Origin of the sequence: Azoarcus sp. L1K30 (assembly GCF_018122735.1) — a bacterium.
In the GTDB taxonomy this organism is placed as follows: Bacteria; Pseudomonadota; Gammaproteobacteria; order Burkholderiales; family Rhodocyclaceae; genus Parazoarcus.
This window is the reverse complement of record NZ_JAGRRD010000001.1, coordinates 2,585,924-2,603,599: the sequence shown is the minus strand read 5'-3', so window position 1 is coordinate 2,603,599 and position 17,676 is coordinate 2,585,924. Positions and strand designations below refer to the sequence as shown.

16 protein-coding genes are annotated in these 17,676 nt (G+C 64.8%); 9 read left to right on the top strand and 7 right to left on the bottom strand.

All coding sequences use genetic code 11. The features are described from left to right. The first annotated feature begins 1 nt into the window (after nucleotide 1). From J5J83_RS11970 to J5J83_RS11955, 4 genes are read left to right on the top strand one after another with little or no spacing between them, the layout of a single operon-like run. Complete coding sequence (locus J5J83_RS11970; RefSeq protein ID WP_212349393.1) at nucleotides 2-577, top strand: TRAP transporter small permease; 576 nt, start codon at nucleotides 2-4, stop codon at nucleotides 575-577. Beyond that, on the top strand, nucleotides 574-1,866 hold the full coding sequence (locus J5J83_RS11965) for a TRAP transporter large permease (protein WP_212349391.1): 1,293 nt from the start codon (nucleotides 574-576) through the stop codon (nucleotides 1,864-1,866). The genes J5J83_RS11970 and J5J83_RS11965 overlap by 4 nt, the downstream gene beginning before the upstream one ends. Then, complete coding sequence (locus tag J5J83_RS11960) at nucleotides 1,866-3,263, top strand: amidase (protein ID WP_212349389.1); 1,398 nt, start codon at nucleotides 1,866-1,868, stop codon at nucleotides 3,261-3,263. The genes J5J83_RS11965 and J5J83_RS11960 overlap by 1 nt, the downstream gene beginning before the upstream one ends. Then, nucleotides 3,260-4,060, top strand: coding sequence for a sulfite exporter TauE/SafE family protein (locus J5J83_RS11955; RefSeq protein ID WP_212349387.1), 801 nt, complete (start codon nucleotides 3,260-3,262; stop codon nucleotides 4,058-4,060). The genes J5J83_RS11960 and J5J83_RS11955 overlap by 4 nt, the downstream gene beginning before the upstream one ends. Nucleotides 4,061-4,075: 15 nt before the next feature. On the opposite strand, the gene J5J83_RS11950 is transcribed toward J5J83_RS11955, so the two are convergent. The 3 genes from J5J83_RS11950 to J5J83_RS11940 are packed head-to-tail and all read right to left on the bottom strand — an operon-like array spanning nucleotide 4,076 to nucleotide 8,529. After that, on the bottom strand, nucleotides 4,076-4,894 hold the full coding sequence (locus J5J83_RS11950; protein ID WP_212349385.1) for a mechanosensitive ion channel domain-containing protein: 819 nt from the start codon (nucleotides 4,892-4,894) through the stop codon (nucleotides 4,076-4,078). A gap of 25 nt (nucleotides 4,895-4,919) precedes the next feature. Beyond that, the gene (gene ggpS / locus J5J83_RS11945) at nucleotides 4,920-7,208 is read right to left on the bottom strand and encodes a glucosylglycerol-phosphate synthase (protein WP_212349382.1); all 2,289 of its coding nucleotides are present in this window, start codon (nucleotides 7,206-7,208) and stop codon (nucleotides 4,920-4,922) included. A gap of 55 nt (nucleotides 7,209-7,263) precedes the next feature. Then, nucleotides 7,264-8,529, bottom strand: a complete 1,266-nt coding sequence (locus J5J83_RS11940) for an MFS transporter (protein WP_212349380.1) — start codon at nucleotides 8,527-8,529, stop codon at nucleotides 7,264-7,266. Nucleotides 8,530-8,736: 207 nt separating this feature from the next. On the opposite strand from J5J83_RS11940, the gene J5J83_RS11935 reads away from it, so the two are divergent. From J5J83_RS11935 to murB, 5 genes are all read left to right on the top strand, one after another. Continuing rightward, nucleotides 8,737-10,014 (top strand): tryptophan--tRNA ligase, encoded by a 1,278-nt coding sequence (locus J5J83_RS11935; RefSeq protein WP_212349378.1) that lies wholly within the window; start codon nucleotides 8,737-8,739, stop codon nucleotides 10,012-10,014. A gap of 35 nt (nucleotides 10,015-10,049) precedes the next feature. Then, nucleotides 10,050-10,670 (top strand): ATP-binding protein, encoded by a 621-nt coding sequence (locus J5J83_RS11930; protein ID WP_212349377.1) that lies wholly within the window; start codon nucleotides 10,050-10,052, stop codon nucleotides 10,668-10,670. Next, nucleotides 10,667-12,034, top strand: coding sequence for a response regulator (locus J5J83_RS11925; RefSeq protein ID WP_212349374.1), 1,368 nt, complete (start codon nucleotides 10,667-10,669; stop codon nucleotides 12,032-12,034). The genes J5J83_RS11930 and J5J83_RS11925 overlap by 4 nt, the downstream gene beginning before the upstream one ends. 69 nt (nucleotides 12,035-12,103) lie before the next feature. Further along, on the top strand, nucleotides 12,104-12,577 hold the full coding sequence (locus J5J83_RS11920; protein WP_212349372.1) for a PACE efflux transporter: 474 nt from the start codon (nucleotides 12,104-12,106) through the stop codon (nucleotides 12,575-12,577). Then, nucleotides 12,574-13,602, top strand: coding sequence for a UDP-N-acetylmuramate dehydrogenase (gene murB, locus J5J83_RS11915; RefSeq protein WP_212349370.1), 1,029 nt, complete (start codon nucleotides 12,574-12,576; stop codon nucleotides 13,600-13,602). The genes J5J83_RS11920 and murB overlap by 4 nt, the downstream gene beginning before the upstream one ends. A gap of 20 nt (nucleotides 13,603-13,622) precedes the next feature. On the opposite strand, the gene J5J83_RS11910 is transcribed toward murB, so the two are convergent. The 4 genes from J5J83_RS11910 to J5J83_RS11895 form a co-directional block, all read right to left on the bottom strand. Further along, nucleotides 13,623-14,381: a polysaccharide deacetylase family protein gene (locus J5J83_RS11910; protein WP_212349368.1), complete on the bottom strand. Its 759-nt coding sequence runs from the start codon at nucleotides 14,379-14,381 to the stop codon at nucleotides 13,623-13,625. Nucleotide 14,382: 1 nt separating this feature from the next. Further along, complete coding sequence (locus J5J83_RS11905; protein WP_212349366.1) at nucleotides 14,383-15,453, bottom strand: glycosyltransferase; 1,071 nt, start codon at nucleotides 15,451-15,453, stop codon at nucleotides 14,383-14,385. A gap of 80 nt (nucleotides 15,454-15,533) precedes the next feature. Beyond that, on the bottom strand, nucleotides 15,534-16,631 hold the full coding sequence (locus tag J5J83_RS11900) for a glycosyltransferase family 4 protein (protein WP_212349364.1): 1,098 nt from the start codon (nucleotides 16,629-16,631) through the stop codon (nucleotides 15,534-15,536). Then, on the bottom strand, nucleotides 16,628-17,674 hold the full coding sequence (locus tag J5J83_RS11895) for a glycosyltransferase family 9 protein (RefSeq protein WP_212349362.1): 1,047 nt from the start codon (nucleotides 17,672-17,674) through the stop codon (nucleotides 16,628-16,630). Before J5J83_RS11895 ends, J5J83_RS11900 begins: the two co-directional genes overlap by 4 nt. Between the last annotated feature and the right edge of the window lie 2 nt (nucleotides 17,675-17,676).

Below are 17,676 nucleotides of genomic sequence, written 5' to 3'. Positions count from 1 at the left end.
CATGATCGAGCGTCTCGAAAACATGCTTGCCGCGATCTTCGGCGGTATCTTTCTCGCCCTTGCAGGCCTGGTTGCCGTCGAGGTCGCCGCGCGCAAGTTATTCGGCCTGTCCCTGCAGGGCGCCAACGAACTGGGGGGCTACGCGTTGGCGGTCGGATCGACGCTGGCCTTCACGCTGGCCTTGTTCGGCCGCAATCACATTCGCGTCGATGTCCTTCACGAGCGCTTGTCCGCGCGCTGGCAGGGCGTGCTCAATTGGCTGTCGGCGTTCCTGATGGCGAGTCTTGCGATCCTGCTCGCCATGCTGGCATGGGGGGTGGTCCGCGATACGCTGGACTATCACAGCACCGCGCAGACGCCGTGGGCGACGCCGCTGATATATCCGCAGGGCCTGTGGTTCGCGGGGCAGGTGGTGTTCATGCTCACCGCGGTCGGGATTGCGCTGCGCGCGAGCTGGCTCGTGGTTCGTGGGCAGCTGGCGCAGCTCAATATCGAGCTCCATCCGCGCAGCGTGAAAGAGGACCTTGACGAGGAACTCGATGATCTCGCCGCGCGCCAGGGCGGGGGGCGATCATGAGCGTGACGTATGTGGTGATCGCGTTTTTGGCGATGATCGCCATGATGTTGGCCGGGCTTCCGATCGCGGTGGCAATGAGTGCGGTGGGTGTGGTGGGCGGCGTGCTCGCCTACGGCGCGCCCTTTCTGGAATCGATTTCACCCGTCGTCTGGGGCGTCCAGAACGATAGCCTGCTGACGTCGATTCCCCTGTTCGTGCTGCTCGGCGAGTTGCTGCTACGCGCCGGCATTGCCGATCGCATGTATCGAGCGCTGGCCGCCTGGATGGGGCGCCTCCCTGGTGGATTGCTGCACACCAACATCGGGACTTGTGCATTGTTCGCCGCCACCTCGGGCTCATCGGTAGCGACCGCCGCCACGGTGGGTACGGTGGCGCTGCCATCGCTGTCGGCACGAGGCTATCCGATGCGGCAGTCGCTCGGTACGCTGGCGGCTGGAGGCACCTTGGGTATCCTGATTCCGCCCAGCGTGAATCTCATTGTGTACGGTTCGCTCACAAGCACCTCGATCGGTCAGCTCTTCGTTGCAGGTATCGTGCCGGGCGTCCTGCTCACCGTGTTTTTCATGGCTTTCATCATGGTGTCGAGTCTGGCCTCCGGTGGCGCCACTCGCGAAGTCTCACCGTCACTGGGTGTGCGCCTGCGTGCCTTGCTCGATCTGGTTCCGCCCGTGGTGGTATTCGGTGTGGTGATGGGGAGTATCTACTCCGGTGTGGCAACGACGACGGAGTCGGCTGCACTGGGCGTGGTCGTGGCGCTCGGCTTTGCCGCTCGCGCCGGGCGTCTCGACTGGCCGATCCTGCGCACCTGCTTCATTCAGACTGGCCGTGTGTCGGGGATGATTCTCCTGATCATCACGTCGGCCTTCATCCTGAATCTGACCATCAGCCTTACCGGCGTTGCCGAGGCGATGTCGACCTGGGTGAGCTCGCTTGGATTGTCGCCCACGGCCTTCCTGTTGGTGCTGGTCGTGTTTTACCTCGTTCTCGGCATGTTCATGGATGTGTTGTCGATGCAGGTGGCAACGATTCCGGTGACATTTCCGATGGCGGTGGCGCTCGGTATCGATCCGGTGTGGTTCGGCATATTCATCGTGCTGATGTGCGAACTGGGCCTCATTACGCCACCAGTGGGCATGAATCTCTTCGTGGTTCACGGGATTCGGCCCGACCGAGGCAACATGAGCGATGTCATTCGTGGCGCACTGCCCTACGTCGCCATCATGCTTGTCTTCACCTTGTTACTGATCGCCGCTCCCCGCCTGGTGCTGTGGCTTCCCGGAAAAATGTGATGAACAGACCACTATGGCAGCTTTCGGCAATTGATTTGGGTGCTGCGTATCGTGCAGACACCTGTACGCCGATGGACGCGCTTGAGTCGGTGCTCGCGCGCTGCAAGGTGAGCAACCCGGAGCTGAATGCGGTGATTGCGCTCGATGCGGCTGCGCATGACGCCGCCAGGGCCAGCCAGGCGCGCTTTGCCGCAGGGTGTCCGCTTGGGCCGCTCGATGGCATTCCCTTGAGCATCAAGGACAACCTGTTGATGGCGGGTGTGAGCGCAACCTGGGGCTGTGCTGCCATGTCGGGATCTGTGGCGGCGGCCGATGAGTTGCCGGTCGCGCGCTTGCGCGCTCAGGGGGCGGTGCTGTTCGGCAAGACCAACGTGCCCGAATTCACCCTGGAGGGTTACACCGACAATGCCGTATTCGGCACCACCAGGAACCCGTGGTGTACAGCGCTTACGCCGGGCGGATCGAGTGGGGGGGCAGTGGCTGCCGTGGCCGCTGGTATCGGGCCGCTTGCGCTGTGCACCGATGGCGGCGGTTCGATACGGCGTCCGGCGTCACATACCGGACTGGTCGGACTCAAGCCGTCAATCGGTGCCATTGCGCGCGCCGATGGCTTGCCGTCGCTGTTGCTCGATTTCGAGGTGGTCGGACCGGTCGGTCGTAGCGTCGCGGACGTGGCGATGATGTTCGACGCGCTGGCCGGCGCGCATCCTCGTGATCGCCGCTCCCGCGCTTTGCCGGCCGACCTCAGGGAAGCGCGCCGGGTATTGCATGTCTCACGTTTCGATGGTGCGCCGGTGGACCCACAAGTCGCAACGGCGACCGTCGCGGCGGCCAATGTCCTGCGCGAACTCGGCTGCGAAGTCGAGGAGGGTGACTTGCCGGTGGATCTGAGCGCACTGAATGCGGTTTGGGCCGAGGTCGGGCAGATCGGCCTTGCGGCGCTCTTTGCGCTGCAGCCAGACCTGCTTGAGCGCGCCGCGCCGAAGTATCGCGAGATGGCCATCCAGGGTGCGGTTCTTGGTGCGCCGCGGTTGTGGGCAACGCTGGAGCGGATTGACGCCTTGCGGCGCGCCGTCGATGAAGTGTTCTCGCGCTGGGATGCGGTGTTGACACCGACCGCGGCGGCCCTGCCGTGGCCTGCTGCGGAAGCCTACCCCCCCGCGATTGACGGCCGTACGGTCGGGCCGCGCGGGCACGCGGTGTTTACGGGCTGGGTCAATGCGGCTGGAAACCCGGCACTTAGCCTGCCGGCTTTGCCCAGTGTGGAAGGACTTCCCATCGGCATCCAGCTTGTCGGCCCCTGGGGGGGGGACCGAATGTTACTCGCGCTGGCCGAGCGCTATGAGCAGCTGAGTCCGTGGGCCGGGCGTTTTGACGAGTTGTGGAGCAAGGCGTGACGATCTGGCTGTTTGCGTATCCGCTGCTGGGCGTATTCAGCGGCTTCTTTGCGGGTCTGTTGGGCATTGGCGGTGGAGCGGTGATGGTCCCGATACTGGCAATGCTGTTCACTGCTCAGGGGTTTGCGCATGAGCAGGTGATGCATCTGGCGCTGGGCACTTCGATGGCGACCATTCTATTCACCTCGGTCGCCAGTCTGCGTACTCACCATCAGCATGGCGCAGTCGACTGGGGGGTAGTTGCGCGCATGACGCCGGGAATCCTCGTGGGTACCCTGGCCGGTGCCGCGCTGGCGCGGGTTATCGATACGCGTTCCCTGGCCGTGATGTTCACCCTCTTCATCCTCGCCAATGCCGCCTACATGATCGCCGACCGCAAGCCACCGGCCAGTCATCGTCTTCCCGGCATGCCCGGACTGTCCACGGTGGGCCTGGGTATTGGTGCCGTGTCCAGCCTGGTGGCCATTGGTGGCGCGGCGCTTTCGGTACCCTACATGACCTGGTGCAACGTGCGCATGCAGCGAGCCATCGGTACCGCGGCGGCCATCGGCTTTCCGATCGCACTGGGCGGTTCGGTGGGCTATGTGATCAACGGCCGTCTCGTTCCGGGCCTGCCCGAGTACAGCCTAGGCTATATCTACCTGCCGGCGCTTGCCGGACTGGTGCTTGCGGGCATGGCGATGGCGCCGGTGGGCGCGCGTTTTGCCCACAGGGTCTCGGTCAAGAGTCTGAAGCGCGTATTTGCAGGCGTACTGGTCGTCCTTGCGCTGAAGATGTTGCTCGGCATGACGGGCTGAAACCCGCGGTGCTGCTTACGCAGCCTGTTTGGTGTGGATGTCCATCTGGGGGTAGGGAATGCTGATGCCGGCGTCGTCGAAGGCGAGCTTCACCTTTTCCTTGAGATCACACATCGTCGCAAAATAGTCGGCGGTGGCGACCCAGGGCCGTACATGCAGATCCACGCTGCTGGCGCCGAGTTCGGCGACGCCGATGAATGCGGGCGGATCGGCGAGCACGCGTGGCTCGGCGGCGAGCACGCTTTCGATGACGCTGCGCGCCTTGCGGATATCGTCACCGTAGCCGATGCCGAACACCAGATCGATGCGGCGTGTGCCGCGTGCCGAATAGTTGGTGATCACGTCGGCGTAGATCGCACCGTTGGGAACGACGATCTCGCGGTTGTCGGGCGTGCGAAGGGTGGAACTGAAGATGCCGATCCGCTCCACTACGCCCTGGGTGCCGGCAGCCTCGACGAAGTCACCGGCCTTGAACGGGCGGAACACGACCAGCATGACCCCGGCGGCAAAATTCTTGAGCGAATCCTGCAATGCCAGGCCGATGGCCAGCCCTGCAGCGCCGATGAGGGCGATCAGCGATGTCGTGTCGACCCCGAGGCGGTCGAGTGCGGCAACGACCACCACCAGCAGCAGAACCCCGTTCAGGATGGATCGAATGAAGTTCACCAGGATTTCGTCCAGCCCACTGCGTGTCAGCAGGCGCCCGGCAAGCGAGACCAGCGCGTGGGCGACCCAGCGCCCGATGATGAATATGCCGATCGCGAGGGCAAGGTTGATGCCCCAGGGCAGGGCGTACTGCTTCATCCAGTCGAGTGTGGCCAATTGTTCAAGCATGCGTTCTCCTTGTTTTCGCCGGCGATTACGCCGCAGCCGGTTCCTGTTGATCGGGCAGTACCGAGTCGGTTGCCAGCGGTTGCGTGGCTTGCTGCGCGACGACGGCATCGAGGAAATCCTGCCCCCAGCGCTGGATGTCGTTGTGCTGCACGACATCGAACAGTTCGCGCAGACGCGATTCCGCTTCCGCGCGATTCATCGCAATGCCGAAATAGAGCTTGCCGATCAGGTCGTGGATGTCGTGCGGATTGGTCAGCACCGCGCCGTGCAGTTCGGCCGCCGCGCCGGCGAATTCCGACAGCACCAGTACGCCGTGGCCGCCGGTGAGGCCCTGCGTGGCGACGTACTCCTTGGCGACGAGGTTGAGGCCATCGCGCAGCGGCGTGATCCACATGACGTCGGCCATCGCGTACCACGTCACCACCTCTTCAAATGGCAGCGGACGGAAGAAGAACTGGACCGGCGTCCAGCCCACGCGGGCGAAACGTCCATTGACTTTGCCCACGGCCTGTTCGATTCGGGTCTGCAGTTCGTCATAGACCGTCATCTCCTTGGCGGCCGGCACGCACACCGCGAGCAGTGAGACCTTGCCCAGCAGCTCCGGGTGCTCTTCCAGCAGGCGCTCGAAGGCAATCAGTTTTTCCAGTGTGCCCTTGGTGTAGTCGAGGCGTTCCACCGACAGGATGACGCGGGTGCCGGCGAGGTCGCGGCGCAGCGCCGTCATGCGAGCCGCGGCTTCCGGCGCATCGAGTGCCGCCCGCACGCGGCCGATGTCGAGGCCGACCGGATGTGCACCGAGCCCGATGCGCCGACCGTGCACCTCGATCTGCGTCGTTACTTCGTCGAGACCGACTGCGCAGCCATAGGTCAGGTAGCGCGGCGCACATGCCTTGGTCTCGAGCACCTTGAGCGGGGCGACGCCGCGCGCCACGTCGACGAAGTTCTCGGCCTGGCGCGGGATATGGAAGCCCACATAGTCGCATTGCAGCAGGCTGCCGATGATCTCGCGCCGCCACGGCAACACGTTGAACACGTCGGCAGAAGGGAAATAGGTGTGATGGAAGAAGGCGATCCTGAGGTCTGGCCTGAGTTCGCGCAGGTAGGCCGGCACCATCCACAGGTTGTAGTCGTGAATCCACACCACCGCGCCCTCGGCGGCTTCGGATGCGGTGCGCTCGGCGAACAGGCGATTGACCTTCATGAACACGACCCAGTCCTCCTCGCGGAAGATGGCGCGCTCCCAGAACGTGTGCAGCGTTGGCCAGAAGGCTTCCTTGGAGAAGCGCTTGTAGAAGGTGTCGACTTCGTCCTTGGTCAGCGCAACGCGCGCGGCGAGCAGGTCGGGGTAGCGTTCGCGATCGACTTCGGTGTGGGTTTCGAACGGAATCGCCGATTTCGGATCATGGATAGACCACGCCACCCACGAGCCCTTGCGCCCGTTGAAGAAGGACAGCAGGGTTGGAATGATGCCGTTCGGCGAGGTCGGCCGGTGGCGAATGGGTTGGCCGTTCTCGAACACTTCTTCGTAAGGCAGGCGATGGTAGACCATGACCAGATCTGCCTTGCCCGGCGCGTCCATCGCTCTCACCTCGGCGTCGATGCCGCCGGCACCGAGGAAGCCGAAATGGGCGAGGGCTTCGAGGATTCCGCCACAGCCCGTGTGCTGCGCGTGCATCACGCGCGCCCGGTCGCGGGTGGCGTCGAGCAGGGCGGGTTCAGAGTCGCCGACGCATACGCCGATGAAACCGGCTTCGTACATCGACAGGTCATTGAGCGTATCGCCGGCAACCAGCACATCGTCGTGACTGAGGCCAAGATGCCGCACCAGGGACGCCAGCGTGCTGCCCTTGTTGACGCCGCGCGGCAGGATGTCGAGGTAGCGCTCGGCGGAATAGAGCACCTCGCAACCGAGTTGTGCCGCCACGCGTTCGATCTCGGGTGTGACCGCGCTGAGCTCGCAGAAATAGGAACAGCGGCGCTGCTGCGGGACCTCCTGGCGTTCGAGACCGTCGAAGCGCGCCATGGCCTCTGCCACTGCGCGTTCGCCCGGCCAGCGCGAATCGATGTCGGATTGCAGCGGTTGAACCGCCTGCCGCGTGTGGCCATCGACGATGGTGCCGCCGACGTCGCAGATGATGTAGTCGGGCACCGGAATGGTGGGGTCGGACAGCACCGGGAGCACTACTTCGAGGCCGCGTCCGGTGACAAAGGCGAGCTTGATCTCGGGATGGGCCGAAATCAGCTGGTAGAGACGCTGGCGGTTTTCGGGATGGCCTGCCAGGAAGGTTCCATCGAGATCGGTTGCGAGCAACATGTGCGGTTCTCCTTAAGGGTGAACGCCGACACGGGTGCCGACAGATTGGTCTGATTCAGTGGGTGGTTTGGGGGGCCCTGTCTGGACTGTAGTCTTCGGTGACGGCGTCCGGGGTGATCATTTCCAGTGCGGTCGGTGACGTACGCATCATGGGCATGAAGTGGGCGGCTTCGTCGACGATCTCGTCTTTGCTGCGGCCCGACTTCCACAATGCGAACGCCGCCAGCGGCGCCAGCATCAAGATGAAATGCAGAGGCAGTGCTGCCGGTCCGATCCAGCCCATCAGGGCGCCGGCCAGCGCCGGGCCGACCGCGGCACCGGCGCCGTGCAGCAACAGCAGGGCCGCACTGCCAGACAGGATGTCGTCGTGTGCGAGATGGTCTATGAGGTGGGCGACGACGACCGGGTAGATCGCGAACGCGGCCGCCCCGAACAGGAAGCCTCCGATCATCACCAGGTCGCCAAACTGTCCGAGTACTGCCCACAGGATGGCGGCGGCGCTTGCTCCGGCGGCAACCCAGGCCAGTGCAAGGCGGCGATCGCCGCGATCCGAGAAGTGTCCGATCGGCCATTGCAGCAAGGCGCCGCCCAGAATGGACACCGTGATCAGCTGCGCCACGCCCGCTTCGTCGAGACCGATACGCCCGCCGTAAACAGCCGACATGCCCCAGAACGCACCCATCGCCAGGCCGGACTGCACCGCGCCGGCAAAGGCCACCGGGGCCGCTTTCCACAGCTTGCCGAGGCCGAGGCGCGGGCTGTGCGCCAGTTGCGGCGGCGGCAGGCGGGTGGCGGTGACCGGCATCAGGGACACGATGACGAAAATGGCCGCAATCGCAAACAGGACGAAGTCGCCGGGGCTGCCAAGCCGGATCAATTGCTGGGCTGCAGCAAGCGCGCCCAGATTGACCGCCATGTAGATCGAGAAGATCTTCCCACGCCTGTCCGCAGGCGCCTGGCTGTTGAGCCAGCTCTCGATCACCATGTAGAGACCGACCAGGGTCGTGCCGGTGACGACCCGCAGCAGCATCCACACCGGCGCCGATACGATCAGCGCGTGAAGCAGCACGCAGGCGGCGGTCGCCGCGGAAAAAAAGGCAAAGGCCCGATTGTGTCCCATGCGCCGCACCAGTGGCGGTGCGGCGAAGGTGCCGATAAAAAAGCCGACGAAATAGGCAGATCCGATCAGGCCCAGGGTGGCATCGGCATAGCCCTCGAGGCTGCCGCGCAGCGCGAGGACGGTATTGAGCAGACCGGTGCCGAGCAGCAGGAGCGCGGTGCCGACGAGCAGTGAGCCGATGGGTAGCAGGTGTGGAAGCATCGCGGGCTGCAGTCGCGGGCCCGTTCCATGCTCGTGACCGGAGAGGAGCACGACTGCAAGTAAGTAATTTTGAGCAAATATTGTAGCGCACAATGCGATTTTCGCCCAGCCGGGCGTCCTGCCGTGCGCCGCGGGCGGCATCCCTAATTGCCATGGATGGCGGGGCAATGCGCTAAACTTCCGGCCTTTCACCTGCCGGACAGCACCATGGCCGTACACCGCATCCTTACCGGGATCACCACTTCCGGAACGCCCCACCTTGGCAATTACGCGGGCGCGATTCGTCCGGCAATCGAAGCCAGTCGCAAGGCCGATGCCGAAAGTTTCTATTTCCTGGCCGACTATCATGCGCTGATCAAGACTGCCGACCCTGAGCGGGTGCAGCGTTCCACGCTCGAGATCGCGGCATCCTGGCTCGCCGCCGGGCTGGACACCGAGCGCGTATGGTTCTATCGCCAGTCGGACATTCCCGAGATTCCGGAGCTGACCTGGCTGCTGACCTGCAATGCGGGAAAGGGCTTGCTCAATCGGGCGCACGCCTACAAGGCCGCGGTCGACAAGAACGTGGCCGATGGCGAGGATCCCGATGCGGGCATCAACATGGGCCTTTTCATGTATCCGGTGCTGATGGCCGCCGACATCCTGATGTTCAAGGCGCATTCCGTGCCGGTGGGGCGCGACCAGATCCAGCATATCGAGATGGCGCGCGATATCGCCGCCCGCTTCAACCATCTCTATGGCGAGCATTTCGTGCTGCCCGCTGCCGCAATCGATGAATCGGTGGCGACATTGCCCGGTCTCGACGGGCGCAAGATGAGCAAGAGTTACGACAATACGATTCCGCTATTCGCCTCGTCTGCGGTGCTGAAGAAGTCCATAGCGGGCATCGTCACCGATTCGCGCGCACCCGGCGAACCCAAGGAGACCGAAGGCTCTGCGCTGTTTCAGCTTTATCAGGCGTTTGCCACACCGACTGAAACCGCCGCCATGCGCGACGCGTTTGCTGCCGGTATCAGCTGGGGGGATGCCAAGCAGGCCTTGTTCGAGCGTATCGAGCGCGCGGTGGCGCCGATGCGCGATCACTATGAAAGCCTGATCGCACGTCCCGCACTGATCGAGCAGAAGCTGCAGGAGGGTGCAGCCAAGGCACGTGCCATCGCGACCCCCTTCCTCAACGAGTTGAGGCACGCGGTCGGGCTACGCAGGCTCGATGCCGTCAGCCATGCCGGAACGAAGACGGCTGCGAAGGCGCAAGCGCTGCCGCAGTTCAAGCAATACCGCGAGGGCGACGGGCGTTTCTACTTCAAGCTGGTGAGCGCAGAGGGCAGACTGCTGCTGCAGAGCCGTGCATTCGAGTCGCCCAAGGAGGCCGGTCAGTGCATCGCCGGACTGAAGGCAGGGGGGGCTGTGGGGGGCGATGCAGTCGCGGCAGAGGGTGTCGAGCAGGCCGAGATTGCGCAGGCGCTTGCCGCATTCGGCGAGTGATCATCTGCAGCGCGGCTGAGGCAGGGGAGCGATGAATGCATACGGTTCTTGATCTGATCAGTTCGGGCGTCCATGATGCAAAGAACCAGCTGTTTCTGGCCGAATCGTTGCTGGTACGGGCGGAGGCCGAGCACGGCGTTGCGCTTGACGAGGCGCGTTACGCGATCGAGCTCGCCGCGCAGCGTCTGAGCAGGGTGCTTGCGGCTTACCGCTTCGAGCGCGGCATCGGCCGGCTTTCGATCAGCATCGTGCCGGTGAGCGAGTTGCTCGAAGAGGCTGCGCTCGTCAATCGCAGGCATTGTGAGCATCTTGGTCTGACACTTGACGTTGACGACCACGCAGACGAATTGCGGGCCTTCGACCGCGAGCTGGTGCTGGACATTCTGTCGAACGCCTTGCAGAACGCCAGCCGTTTTGCGCGCGCGCGTGTTCTGTTGTCGGCACAGATCGAGGATGGTTTTCTGTGCTTGAGGGTCGAGGATGACGGCCCAGGGTTCGCCGCGGCGGAGATGGACGAACAGTCGTCGCCCGGCATCGGACTTTTCGTGGCGCGGGTACTGGCGCTGCAGCACGTGCGCGAGGGGCGGCACGGTCGTGTCGAATTGCGCAACGGCGGCATATTGGGCGGAGGGGTGTTCGAACTGTATCTGCCATGAATACGGGCGATGGAGACTTCTACCGTAGTCTCCGCTTCCTGGTCATCGACGACCAGCCGGCGGCGCGCGAGGGGCTGCGCATCTGCGCCCAGACGATGGGCGCGTTCGCGGTTGATCTGTCGTCGGGCTACCAGGACGCCATTGCCCGTATCCGTCGTGCGCCACCCGATGTGATCCTGTGCGACTACCTTCTCGGCAATGACCGCTCCGGACAACAGCTGCTCGAAGAGTTGCGGCGTTTTGACCTGCTCGCGGATGAGGCTGTATTCATCATGGTGACGGCCGAGCAATCCTATGAGCAGGTGGTGGCTGCGGTCGAGCTGGCGCCAGACGATTACATCATCAAGCCGTTCTCGCCCGATCGGCTGAAGCTGCGGCTGGATCGAACCATGCGCCGCAAGCGTTTCCTCGAGCCGCTTTTCGTCGCCAAGCGGGAGCAGGACTTCGACCGCGCGGAGCGTTTTGTCAGAGATGCGATCGAGACCGAGGCGGGGCGGAACTATCGCTTCGAGCTGATGCGACAGGAGGCCGAAGTGGCCTTGCTGAAGGGCGATCCGGCCGCTGCCGAGGCGGCGTTCCTGGCCATTCTGGAAACCCACCCTTTCCCCTGGGCAAGGGCGGGGCAGGCCCGTGCGCTGCTCGGTCAGCGTCGTCTGGCCGAGGCCCGTTCGATCATGGATGAGGTGGTGGCGGATGCGCCGGACTATTTCGGCGGACACGATCTGAAGGCGGACATCTGTCTCGAGATGGGCGATTACGCTGAGGGGCAGCGTACGCTCGAGGCGGCCGCCGCACGTACCGGGCGCAATTACGAGCGCAAGCGCCGGCTGGCCGATGCCGCATTGCTCAACGGCGACACCGAAACCGCCCGTCAAGCAATGGCCGACGTGATCCGCAACGACACCATGCCCGGTGCCGTCTCGATTGCGGATCATCTGATGCTGGTGCGCAGCCATGTCGAGGCCGGCGATCTGCTGGCTGCGGAGCGTGTGCTTGCCGAGATCACGCCGCAGCGCCTGGAAACCGCGTCACTGGACGAGCGTGCGTCGTCACTGGCCCTGCGCGCGCTGATGCGGCCGGACACCGAGCGCGAGCGCATTGCCGCCTTGCGTGCATCCTGGCTGGCGATACCTCTGTGTGCGAGAAGCCGGGTCGATATCGCGCGTGCGGCGTTTGCCATTGGCGACAATGAGCTCGCGGTGGCGATGGCCGCCGCGCTGTTTGCCAGTGACGAGATACGCCGCATGTTCAAGATCGTGCGTGATCTGTTCGAGGCCAACGACATGGCGGCAGCGTTTCGCGAGTTGCAGCGCAAGGCGGCGTTGCAGCGAATCGCCAGCGGTGCGGATGGCCCGTCGGTTTGAGCTGCCTGGCGTTGCAATCCGGGCGCGACCGGCCTATCTTGCTTCACTTTGTACAATCGAATTGCCTGCGTGTCCGCCAAACATCCCAAACTGCGTTCCCTGCGCGACCGGCTTCGGCAGATCCTGCTGTTCGAGCTCGGGGGCCTGCTGCTCATCACGCCACCGTTTGCGTGGGCAAGCGGCGTGCCCATTGCCGAGTCGGCCGGATTGCTGGCCGTATTGGCGCTTGTGGCGGCACTGTGGAACGCCGGATTCAATACGCTCTACGACTGGATCGAGGGACGGATGACGGGACGTACCGCGGATCGGCGACCTTTTGCGCTGCGTTGCGTGCACGCAATCCTGTTCGAGGGGGGGCTGTTGATGCTGACCCTGCCGGTGCTCATGCTATGGACCGGGCTGGACTGGTGGGCAGCGCTGATTGCCGATATTGGCGTGGCGTTGGCTTACACCTTTTATGCCCTGCTGTTCAACCTTGGCTACGACCGTCTGTTTCCAATCGCTGCGGATCGCACGGCCTTGACGCGCGAGCGACAGGCATGAGCGCGAAAGCGTTTACCCACATGCTCGCGGCCGACCTGAAGGCATTGAACACCTTTGGTCTGCCCGCGCGCGCGGCGCGCATGGTCCACGTCCGCTCGGTTGCCGATGTGCGCGAGTTGCTTGCCGAGCAGGGGTGGAGCGATGCCGATCGACTGGTGCTGGGCGGTGGAAGCAACGTCATCTTGCGCGGCGACTTTGGCGGCACGGTGTTGAAGATGGAGATCGGTGGGCGCCGCCTGCTGCGCGAGGACGACAGTGCGCGCATCGTCGAGGCCGGAGCCGGTGAGCCATGGCACGATTTCGTGCGGTGGACGCTGGCGCAAGGATGGCCGGGACTGGAGAATCTGTCGCTGATTCCGGGCACGGTCGGCGCGGCGCCGATCCAGAACATCGGGGCTTACGGCCTCGAGATGGCAGAACGATTCGAATCGCTCGATGCAATCAGTCTGACCGACGGCAGCGAGCGCGTCTTCTCCGCGGCGGAATGCCGTTTCGCGTATCGCGACAGCGTCTTCAAGCAGCAGCCCGGTCGCTGGCTGGTGACGCGGGTACGCTTTCGTCTCGACCGCGACTGGCAGCCCTTGCTGCGCTACGCGGACGTCGAGCAGGAACTGGCCGCCAACGGGGTAACGGCGCCCACCGCGCTGGAGATTTCCGATGCGGTGATCGCGATCCGCCGGCGCAAGCTCCCCGATCCGGCTGAGATCGGCAATGCTGGCAGTTTCTTCAAAAACCCGGTTGTGGATCAACTCAGTTGCGCCCGGCTACTGGCTGCACATCCGGAGATGCCGCATTACCCGCAGGCCGACGGTTTGATCAAGCTGGCCGCAGGCTGGCTTATCGAACAGGCCGGTTGGAAGGGGCGCGATCTGGGCGCGGTGGGCTGCTACGAGCGCCAGGCGCTGGTACTGGTCAATCGTGGCGGTGCCACCGGAATGGATGTCGAGCGAATCGCCACGGCGATTCAGACCGACGTGCTGTCGCGCTTCGGCCTTCGCCTCGAGCCCGAACCGGTGTTCGTCTGAGTCCGCGGCGCCGACGGGGATCAGCCGACGGCGAATTCGGGGCGGCGGATGGGCGGATTGCGCGGCGTGTTCTTGACGTGCACCCGCCAGAGGAACCCGATCAGGTTGTCGCCATGGGTGATGGCCTTGCGCGGCAACGTCAGCGGGTCGTCCGCCGGAGTGGCAGGCGCGCGTGCGCAGGTGGTCGCAGTCAGGTAGCCGGCGGCGGCGACCGCATTGACCGCACGCAGGTCGTGGCTGCCGTATGGGTAACAGAAGTGATTGACGGCTTCCCCCAGCACGTCCTCCAGGATGGCCTTCGAACGCGTGACCTCGTCCTCGATGCGCCGGTCCTCGCACTTGGCGAGCTTGACGTGCGTCGCGGAGTGCGAGCCAAAGTCGATGCCTTCGCGGTGCAGCTGACGAATGCGTGGTACATCCATCAGCGGCGGCGTCGCGCGACCGTCGGCGGCGAACCACGACGAGGGCTGGCCCAGCATGTCGGCGATCAAGTACACCATGGCCGGAAAGCCGTGGCGCTGCAGCACGGGAAAGGCGTATTCGTAGAAATTCTCGTAACCGTCGTCGAAGGTCAGGGCGACGGCGCGCGGGGGTGTCGGTTTCTCCCCGCGTACGCAGGCCAGTACGTCGTCCATTGACAGTACGCTGTAACCGCCGCGCGCCAGCCACGCCATCTGCGAGGCAAAGCGGCGATGATCGCAGTAAGTCGATTGATGCGCTTTCATCGGCGCGAATTCACCGACCTGGTGGTACATCAGGATATTGATGCGCGGACGCATGTCAGCGATTGTCCAGTAACTGGGAATACAGCGCACGATACTGTGAAATGACCGCGGCTTCGGAAAAGTCTTCGCGAATTCGCGCCAGCCCCCGACTCACCATGTGCTGGCGCAGGTCCGTATCGCGAACGACGGTTTCGATGCCTTTTGCCAGTGCGACGGCGTCGTCGCAGGGCACGACCCAGGCATCTTCTCCGTGACGCGCAATTTCGCGTGCGCCTCGAAATGCCGTGGCGACCAGTGGCTTGCCGTAGGCCCAGGCTTCGAGGATCACGTTGCCAAGGGTTTCGGCGTCGCGCGAAGGAAAGACCACCATGTCGGCGAGCGCGAACCACGGTGCGGGGTCATGCTGCCAGCCCGCCCAGGTGATGCGCCCGTCGACGCCGAGCTGGCGGGCCTGCTGCTGCAGCGGTGCGCGCAGGTCGCCTTCGCCTAGCACCACCAGGCGCAAGCGCCTGCCCCCAACCTGTTCGGGCAGGCGAGACATCGCCTCGACCAGAAAACGCTGGCCCTTGACGTCGATCAGGCGTCCAGCGGTCACCATCAGCCAGTCGTCGGCGCGCGGCCCGAGTTGCTGTCGCAGCGGTTCGAGTTCGGCATCGGCCACGGCGCGTGCCGGTTCGGCGAAATTGGTGATGTGGAAGACGCGATGCAGTGGCAGGCCGCCCTTGATCATCCAGTCGCACAGGCCGCGGGTATTGCCGATCCACGCGTGCGCATGGCGGAAGGGGTCGAGCTTGTAGTAGCCGCCCAGGCGCGACAGATGCACCTTGCCATGGCCGGGCTCGAGGTGGGTGAGGCGGGTCGCGCGCCCCATGTAGGTCTGCACGATGGGGGCGTCGCTGCGCTTGATGAGGCGCGCGAGCTCGTAGCGTGACAGCGGATCCCACACCGTGCGCAGGGGCAGGGTTTCGAACGGCACCTCGCCCATGTGGTGCTGCGCCAGTTCGGCGCCGCAGCGGACCACCGCGGACACGTCTTCGCCGTGGCGGCGCATGGCCGACAGGAAGCGGGAGAACCAGCGTTCGGCGCCGCCCATCTGCTTGCTGCCGATAATGTGTAGGGATTTCATTGCAAACCTTGGTCTCGGTGTCGCTGCGGTACGGGGCGACAATACGTCGGGTCCGCGCCGGGTGTGGCGTTGTCTGCCGCTCAGGTGTCGTGCCGCAGTGGATCGAGGACGGAACGATACACGCTCAGATTGCCTTCGCACATGGCCTCGACCGAGAACTCGCGCAGCATCAGCGCGCGTCCGGCTTCGCCCATGCGTTCACGCAGCGCGGCATCGTCGAGCAGGCGGTTCAGCGCCGCGGCGAGCGCGGTGACATCGCCCGGCGCGATGAGGATGCCGTTGTCGCCATCGCGCACGGCTTCGGGCATGCCGCCGGCGCGAGTGGCGATGACCGGCACGCGTGCCGCCGAGGCCTGCAGCAGCGAAACGCCGAGGCCTTCCATGTCGGCGGGGTGGGCAAGGATGTCCAGGCAGCCGAGGATTTTCGGCAGATCATCGACGAAGCCCATCAGGCGAACGTGTGCCGACAGTCCCTGTTCGGTGATCGCCTGGCGCAGTTCGCCCTCGAGCGGGCCGCGGCCGAAGATCAGCACCTGCAGCGTCGGGTGGCGCGGCAGCACCTCGCGCAGCGCGGCTAGCAGGTGACGGTGGCCCTTGCGCGGGATGAGCTGGGCGACGGTGCCGACGAGTGGAGTGTCGGGCGTGAGCCCGAGCGAGGCACGATAGGCATGCTTGTCGTAATCGATGAGGTAGGGGCGTGCATCCACCGCGCTGCGCACGCATCGACACTTGTCTGGCGGCAGGCCGGCGTCTAGCAGGACCTGGCGGATGCCTTCCGAAATCGTCACTACCTGGTCGTAGAGCCGGTAACGCAGGGCGACCCGCCAGCGTGGCTCGGGGTTGTCCACCCGGCGCGAGATGACGCAGGGCACGCCGCTCAGACGCGCCGCGAGTCCGCCCCACAGGTCGGCGCCGCGGCGGCTGTGGATATGAACCAGGTCGGGCTTTTCGCGGGCGATGAGCCGGCGCAGGCGGAACAGCAGCGGGAGGTCGGCATCGCCCTTCATCGGCATCTCGCACACCTGCGCAAAGGCGCGGGCGGGCGCGCCGATGCCTGCGCCGTCCGGGCAGGCAAGCACATTGCTCACGCCGCGGCTCGCGAGGCCTTCCATCAGGTAGAGCACCTGCTTGGCGCCGCCGTACAGGTGGCGACCCGACTCGACATGGAGGATCTTCATGCGTGCCCGGCCTCCTGCAGCACCTTGCGCGCTTCATCCATCACGCGTTCGGCGGTGATGTCGCGCAGGCACTCGAAGCGTCCGTGACAGGTCGGGTTGCGACGGCACGGCGAGCAGGGCAGGCCGAGCCAGATGACCTTCGCGTTGGCGCGGCCGGCGTCCAGATAGGGGCGCGTCGAACCGAAGATGGCCACGGTGGGCGTTGCGAAGGCCGGTCCCATGTGGGTGAGGCCGGTATCGACGCCGACCAGCAGGCCTGCGTCGGCAATGATTGCGGCGGCCTCTGCCAGGCTGGTCGAACCGGCCAGCGTGACCGCACCCGGGATGGCTGCAGCCAGGTGTTCCGCCGCCGCGCGCTCGCCGGGGCCACCCAGAATCACCGGCGTCAGTCCGAGTTCGTCACGCACACGCATGCCCAATGCCTGCCACGCGTCTTCGAACCAGTGTTTCTGCGGACGGGTGGTGTAGGGGGCAAAAACGGCGTAGCAACCGGCTTCAAGGCCATGGGCCGAAAGCAGCGCCTTCACCCTGTGAGCGGTGCTTTCGGCCACGTTGAGGCGAGGCAGGAAGTCGTCGGTATCGAGCGCCAGGTACTGCGCCATGTGCCGATACTCGGAACTGATCCGGCCGGGCGTGCCACCCGCGGCCAGCACCTCAGTCATCAACCACTGGCTGCCTTCGCGCGAGGCCAGTCCGATGCGTCGCCTGGCGCCCGACATCCATGCCAGCAGGCCGCTCTTGAGCAGGCTCTGGAGATCGATGGCGGTGTCGAAACGACGGGCTCTGAGATCGCGGGCGAAGGAATGGACCCTGCGGAAAAGCTCGGTCAAGCGGCGTTCGCGCCACAGCCGCCTCCACTCCGCCTTGGGCCACAGGATGAGTTCGTCGATGCAGGGGTCGGCGGCGAGCAGTGAGTCCATCCCGGGTTCGACCAGCCACGCGATATACGCATCGGGATAACGCCCGCGCAAGGCCGCGACGAAGGGAGATGCGAACACGATGTCGCCGATGGCCGAACTGCGGATGAGAAGAATGCGATCCATTG